The 427-nt window shown below is 69.1% G+C and carries 1 protein-coding gene; it reads right to left on the bottom strand.

Annotation, left to right across the window (positions count from 1 at the left end; translation table 11 throughout):
* Positions 1–427 (bottom strand): HAMP domain-containing protein (locus tag LPA54_RS39760; protein WP_228985276.1); only part of this gene is annotated, 427 nt, incomplete at both ends.

Below are 427 nucleotides of genomic sequence, written 5' to 3'. Positions count from 1 at the left end.
GTTGACGTTGCCCCGCAGCAGGGCCTGCTCGGCGGCGAGGCGGACCGCCTCGCGGTGCACGTCGTCGAAGGCCGCGGCCACGCGGCCGATCTCGTCCCGGGAGTGCACACCGACCGATTCCACGGTGGTGTCGACGTCCTGCGGGTCCGACTCGGAGAGCTGCTTGACCAGGTCGGGCAGGCGCTCCTGGGCGACCCTGGTGGCGGTCTCCTCCAGGCGGCGCAGCGACCGGATCATGGACCGGGCCACGACGAAGGCGCCGACCAGGGACACACCGAGCACGAGGAGGATCAGCGCACCGGAGATGATCGCGTCGCGCTCGGTGGCGCTGCGCAGCTCACGGGCCTTCTGTTCCATCTCCTCGAGCAGCGAGAGCTCGATGTTCTTCATCTGCTGGATCTTGGTGGAGCTGTCGTCCAGCCAGTCA

This window comes from Streptomyces sp. DH12 (assembly GCF_020873895.1).
Taxonomy (GTDB): Bacteria; Actinomycetota; Actinomycetes; order Streptomycetales; family Streptomycetaceae; genus Streptomyces.
Note: the sequence above shows the minus strand (reverse complement) of the source record. Positions and strands in the feature narration are given on the sequence as shown.